This window comes from Pseudoduganella aquatica (assembly GCF_009857595.1).
Taxonomy (GTDB): domain Bacteria; phylum Pseudomonadota; class Gammaproteobacteria; order Burkholderiales; family Burkholderiaceae_D; genus Rugamonas; species Rugamonas aquatica_A.
The window spans coordinates 160,048-166,204 of sequence record NZ_WWCU01000009.1 but is presented as its reverse complement, the minus strand read 5'-3'; the positions used below and the strand labels follow the sequence as shown (position 1 = coordinate 166,204).

Here is a 6,157-nt window from a genome sequence, read left to right as displayed (position 1 = left end):
TGTGCGGGGCGGTGCGCGCCAGCCATGGCGACGGATCGCCGGAGCCGGGCGTGGTGCTGCTGCCGCGCGCCGGCGCCGCGCCGCTGTCGCTGCTGGTGACGCCGCTGCAGATGGGCGAGGGAAGCGCGCTGCCCGGCGCGGCGCTGGTACTGGCCTATGATCCGCTCAGTACGCCGGTGGTGCAGGCGGACCTGCTGCGCCAGCTGTTCGGCCTGTCGGCCGCCGAGGCGGCGCTGGCGTCGGCACTGTGCGGCGGCAAAACGCTGGAAGAGGCGGCCGGCGAGCGCGGCACGGCCATCAGCACGGCGCGCAGCCAGCTCAAAAGCATCTTTAACAAGACCGGCACGCGCCGCCAGGCCGATCTGGTGTCCTTGTTGCTCACCAGCCCCGCCTATTTCCTGGCGCAGCGCGGGCAGGAATAGATACCGCATCCGGCGCCCGGGCCGCCGGGTTTGAAATATTTTTGCCTTTTTAACCCCGTTCGGCGCATCGCACCGTTTCACTCCCATGCCGGAAGAAGCCGGGTCAAGGAGAGTGCCATGCTGTTGCGATTGCTAGTCCTGTTATTGATGCTGTGCGCGCTGCCATGCGGCGCCGGCGCAGCTGTCCCCATGCCGCGCATGGAAACCCTGAACGGCGAGCGCCCTGTGCGGCTGCAAAGCGTGAGCATAGCCGGCGCCGTCAGCGGCGGCATGGCGGAAACCACGGTGCGCATGGTGTTCTTCAATCCGAACGGCCGCGCGCTGGAGGGGCATCTGCATTTCCCGCTGCTGGAAGGCCAGCAGATCAGCGCTTTCGCGCTGGATATCGACGGCAAGCTGCGGCCTGCCGTGCCGGTGGAAAAGAGCCGGGGGCGCGAGATACTGGAGGCGGTGGAGCGGCGCGGCATCGATCCGGGCCTGCTGGAACGCACCGAGGGCAATAACTTCCGGCTGCGGGTGTACCCGATACCCGCGCAGGGAACGCGCACGGTGGAAGTGAAATACAGCGAGACGCTGGCGCGCGACGGTACAGGCTGGATCTACCGCCTGCCGCTGGCTTACGGCGAGCGGGTGCGGGATTTTGGCCTGAGCCTGCAAGTGAACGGCGCCAGCGCCGCGCCGAGCACCAGCGGCGCCCTGGGCGAGCTGCATTTCGAAGGCATGCGCAACGGCTACCGCGCGCAGGTGGCAAAGCAGGATTACACCGGCGCGGCCAACGCTGCGCTGGCGCTGCGCCTGCCGGGCAGCGCGCAGCCGCAAGCCTATGTCCAGCAATTCGACGGCGAACGCTATTTTGTGGCGGAGATTCCGGTGGCGGCGCGGCGCGTGGCGCGCAAGCTCCCCAAGGTGGTGGGCCTGCTGTGGGATAGCTCGGGCTCCGGCGCCAACCGCCATATAGACGCGGAACTGGCTGAGCTGGACCGCTATTTCAAGGCGCTGGGCCGGGCCGAAGTGCGGCTGCAGCGCCTGCGGGACAGGCCGGAGGCGGCGGTCGCTTATCAAATCGAGCGTGGCAACTGGAGCGCTTTGCGCAAGGACTTGCTGTCCACCGTGTACGACGGCGCCAGCGCGCTGGCGGACTGGCAGCCGCAGCGCGGCGTGGACGAATACCTGCTGGTGAGCGACGGTTTGCTGAACTACGGCGGCGCGAAGTTTCCCGTGCTGGCGTCCGGCCAGCGGCTGTATGCCATGAACTCCGCCGCCAGTGCGGACACCGGCAGGCTGGCGGCGCTGGCTGAGCGCAGCGGCGGCCAGCTGGTGCAGGTGCAGGCGGACCGCCCCGGCGCGGCGGCGGAGATGCTGCTGACCGACGGCCCGCAGCTGCATGATCTGCACGCGGACGGCGCCAAGGACCTGCTGGCCGACCTGTCCGGTGCGCGGCAAGGCATGCTGCGCGTGGCGGGCAAGCTCACGCAGCCGTCGGCGCAAGTGGCTTTGACCATCGTGCAGCAGGGGAAAGCCACCGAGATCAAACTGGCGGTCGGGGAGAAAGCGCCGCTGCATCCGCAGGCGGCCCTGGTGTGGGCAGGCTACAAGCTGCGCGAGCTGGAGGCGGAGTTCGATCTGCATCGCGGCGCCATCCGCCGCCTGGGCGCGCAGTTTGGCCTGCCGACGCGCGAGACCTCTCTGCTGGTGCTGGAGCGCCTGGACGACTACGTGCGCTACGACGTAACGCCGCCTGCCGAATTGCTGGCCGACTACGAGAAGATGAAGGCACGCTTCGGCGCCCAGCTTGCGCAGCGGCGCGTCAAGCAGCTTGATGACGTGGTGCGTCGCTTCCAGCAGAAGGAGGCCTGGTGGAACAAGGATTACCCGAAAGAGGCCGCTGCCAAACTTGCGCAAGTGCTGCCACGCACTGATAGCGGCGCGGGCCTGGGGCCGATCAAGGTGACGGGTAGCAGCGTCGGGCCATTGCGGGACGTCGTGGTCGCCGAGGATATCGGGGCGGCGCCCGGTAACGTCATTGCCAACGCCACCAACGCGGCGCGGCGGGCATCCGCACCGCTGGCGTTTGAGCGCGCGCCTGAGGTGCCAGCTCCGGCGCCAGTCTCTCCGCGACCACCCCCGCCTCCGGCCCCTTTTTCGGCCCCGGCTCCTGCTTTGGCTTATGCCCCCGCCCAAACTTCGGCCCCGGCTTCGGCAACGCCGCAGGCCGGCACGGCCGGCGCGGGCACGATCTCGATGAAAAAATGGTCCGCGAACGCGCCCTACATTGCGCGCATGAAGGCGGCGAGCAGCGACGCGCTGTATGCGATCTATCTGGACGAGCGGCCGTCATGGAGCGGCAGCAGCGCCTTCTACCTGGATGTGGCGGACATGCTGATCGAGCGCGGCCAGCGCGACCTGGGCTTGCGGGTGCTGTCCAATCTGGCCGAGCTGGAACTGGAGAACCGCCATGTGCTGCGCATACTGGGCTACCGGCTTTTGCAGGCGGGCTTGCCGCAGCTGGCCGTGCCGCTGTTTGAGCAGGTGCTGCTGCTGGCGGGCGAGGAGCCGCAGTCCTATCGCGATCTGGGGCTGGCATATGCCGCGGCAGGCAAGCCGCAGCAGGCGGTGGACCAGCTGTATGAAGTGGTGCTGCGGCCATGGGATGGGCGCTTTGCGGATATCGAGCTGATTGCGCTGGCCGAGATGAACGCCATTATCGCGGCTGCGCCCAAAGGCACGGTTGACACCGGCCGTATCGATGGCCGTCTGCTGAAAAACCTGCCGCTCGATTTGCGCGCGGTGCTGACCTGGGATGCGGACAACAGCGATATGGACTTGTGGGTGACGGACCCGAACGGCGAGCGCTGCTACTACGCGCAGATGATTACCGTGCAGGGCGGCCGCATTTCGCGCGACTTCACGGGCGGCTATGGCCCGGAGGAATTCTCGCTGCGCAAAGCCAAGCCGGGCAAGTACCAGGTGCATGCCAATTTCTTTGGCCACCGGCAGCAGCTGGTTGCGGGCGCCACCACGGTCCAGCTGCGCCTGACGACGGCGTTCGGTACGCCGGACGCGAAAGAGGAGATGGTGACGGTGCGCCTGACCGGGCGCGGCAGCACGGTGCTGGTGGGCGAGTTCGAAGTGCCCGGCAGCTAGTCCTGGGCTATTCGGCGGCTGGCGGGAAATTGGAGGACAGCTTGTCCGGCACCGGATAGGCTGGATACGCGGCGCGGAACTTTCGCCATTCGGCGAGGGCCGCGCCGCTTTCGTTTTGCTTCAGCAGTTCTTCAATTTTCTGCAGCCAGGCCTGGGGCGGGATCTCACCCTGTGCTTCGCCGGGGGCCATGATGCGCGATCCCGTGACGGACACGGTTTGCGGCGCGCGGCGCAGTGATTCGGGACGCACGTTTGTGGCGTTGGCGATGACCGTGCCAGGCGCATAGCCAGCCGGCGCTGGGGCAGGAGGCGCAGGAGGCGCCGGTGCCGTTGCTGGTGCAACGACTGGCGCAGGCGCAGGCATAGGCGGCGCTGCCGGCGCAGGCGCGGGTGGCGGCGCAAACATAAGCGCGGGAGGGCGCGGCGTCACGGGGGCGGGCTCGGGAATGAATATGGGCGGCAGGCCGACGTCCTCGGCAACCACGGCGTCCCTCGGTTCGGATGCTTTTTTGGCCACCGGCGCCGCCTGTTCCCGCTTCGCCGCCTTTGCCGGCACGGGCTCCTGCCTGGGCTCGGCGGAAGGCGTGGCGACGGCCGGCGCGGTGGAGGCGGCGGGCACGGTAGGCGCGGCGGGCGGAGGAGGCGCTGCAGGCTGGGCTGGCGCCGCAGCCACCATGGCCTCGGTGACTGGATCGTGCGTTTGCCACAATGGCAGCGCGACGGAGATGGCCGCTACGCCGGCGGCCAGCGCCAGCGGCAGCTGCCAGCGCGATTGCCAGCGCGATTGCCAGCGCGATTTTCGGCTGAGTACCGTGGGCGCGGCGCCGCCGCTTGCGGCAGTGTCCACAACGGGATCGTTCGCGGCCGGCTGCGCGGCAAGGCGCTCGGCGGCGAGGGCGGCGGCGATGCGGGCCTGGATGGCAGCGTCCAGCGCCGGCGGCGGCGCAGGCTGTTCAAGCGCGGCCAGATCGCGCGCCAGCGCATCGTCGCCTTGCAGGAAGGCTGCGAATTCCGCATCGTCGAGTTGATCGTGGTCCTTGCCGCTCATGCCTGCTCCTCCTGCGCATACTGCCCGCGCAATTTCTTCATCGCATAGCGCAAGCGGCTCTTCACGGTTTCCACCGGCGCCGCCACCAGCAGGGCGATTTCCTCCAGCGACATGCCGCTGAATTGTTGCAGTATAAGCGCTTCCTTCTGTTCGCCGGGCAGCGCATGGATGGCCGCGTGCAGCGCGCTGTTCTGCTGGCGCGACTCCATCGCCGCGTCGGGCGCGGCGGATGCGTCAATGACCGGCGCCGTCAGCTCGTCCTCTACCGCCGCTTGCGGCTGGCGCAGCAGGTCGATCAGGCGGTTGCGGGCGATCTGGTACAGAAAAGTGCGGAAAGTGGCTTGCGGGGTGTAGCTGGCGCGCGCCTGGTGCAGGCTGAACCAGCTGTCCTGGGCGATTTCGTCGACCCAGTCGCGGCGCGGGGAGCGCCAGCAGAGAAAACGGTACAGGCCGCGGCTATGGCGGCCGTAGAGCTCCTGGAAGGCGGACAGGTCGCCTTCGCAGTAGCGCAGCATCAGCGCTTCGTCGGAAAGATCGCTCATGCTGCGCGGTGAGCGCAACTTACTGGTAGTCGCTGGCGTTCAGGCCCATGACGTGCGAGAAGCCGCCGTCCACATAGGTGATTTCGCCGGTGATGCCGGAGGCCAGGTCGGACAGCATGAAGGCGGCGGTGTTGCCCACTTCTTCAATCGTCACGTTGCGGCGCAGCGGGGCGTGCGAGGACGCGAAGCCCAGCAGCTTGCTGAAGTCCTTGATGCCGGACGCGGCCAGGGTCTTGATCGGACCGGCCGAGATGCCGTTGGCGCGGATACCCATCTGGCCCAGGTTTTCCGCCAGGTAGCGTACCGACGCTTCCAGCGAGGCTTTGGCCAGGCCCATGGTGTTGTAGTAAGGAATCGCACGTACCGCGCCCAGGTAGGACAGGGTCAGCACCGACGACCCCGGCTTGAGCAGCGGCAGCGCGGCCTTGGTCATGGCCGGGAAGCTGTAGGCGGAGATGTCGTGCGCGATGCGGAAGTTCTCGCGGGTCAGGCCGTCCAGGAATTCGCCGGCGATGGCTTCGCGCGGCGCGAAGCCGATGGCGTGCACCAGGCCGTCCAGCTGGCTCCACTCTTTGCCCAGGTCGGCAAACAGGGCTTCGATCTGCTCATCGCTGCTGACGTCGCAATCGAACACCAGTTTGCTGTTGAATTCAGCGGCGAACTCGGTGATGCGGTCTTTGAAACGCTCGCCGACATAGGTGAATGCCAGTTCCGCGCCTTCGCGCTGGCAGGCCTTGGCGATGCCGTAGGCGATGGACCGGTTGGACAGCAGGCCGGTGATGAGGATTTTCTTGCCTTGTAAGAACGCCATGTTCACTCCAATTGCTACTGCTGCGATGGCACGCGCGCGCGGGGCGGCGTTAGCGACAGTATGGGTTGTTTATTCTAGTGGTGGGCGGGAGACCCGATACCGTGAGATCGAGATTGTAGGGGGTAGCTGCCGGGACTGCAACTTTTGTGGCACCGCGTGGCGGGTTACGCACTGCGTGCTAACCCGCCCT

Annotated in this window: 5 protein-coding genes; 2 read left to right on the top strand and 3 right to left on the bottom strand. The window is 67.5% G+C overall.

The genetic code is table 11. The annotated features are described in order from the left end of the window. Positions 1-422: helix-turn-helix transcriptional regulator (locus GTP77_RS11000; RefSeq protein WP_161072195.1), on the top strand; the 422-nt coding region annotated here is incomplete at its 5' end. 117 nt (positions 423-539) lie between these two features. After that, the gene (locus tag GTP77_RS10995) at positions 540-3,566 is read left to right on the top strand and encodes a DUF2135 domain-containing protein (protein ID WP_229202151.1); all 3,027 of its coding nucleotides are present in this window, start codon (positions 540-542) and stop codon (positions 3,564-3,566) included. Between the two features lie 7 nt (positions 3,567-3,573). On the opposite strand, the gene GTP77_RS10990 is transcribed toward GTP77_RS10995, so the two are convergent. The 3 genes from GTP77_RS10990 to fabI are packed head-to-tail and all read right to left on the bottom strand — an operon-like array spanning position 3,574 to position 5,967. Next, positions 3,574-4,614 (bottom strand): hypothetical protein, encoded by a 1,041-nt coding sequence (locus GTP77_RS10990; RefSeq protein WP_161072194.1) that lies wholly within the window; start codon positions 4,612-4,614, stop codon positions 3,574-3,576. Further along, positions 4,611-5,156: a sigma-70 family RNA polymerase sigma factor gene (locus GTP77_RS10985; protein ID WP_228895991.1), complete on the bottom strand. Its 546-nt coding sequence runs from the start codon at positions 5,154-5,156 to the stop codon at positions 4,611-4,613. The genes GTP77_RS10990 and GTP77_RS10985 overlap by 4 nt, the downstream gene beginning before the upstream one ends. Before the next feature lie 19 nt (positions 5,157-5,175). Then, a complete protein-coding gene (gene fabI / locus GTP77_RS10980; RefSeq protein WP_161072193.1) occupies positions 5,176-5,967 on the bottom strand; it encodes an enoyl-ACP reductase FabI in 792 nt (263 codons plus the stop codon). Positions 5,968-6,157 lie beyond the last annotated feature (190 nt).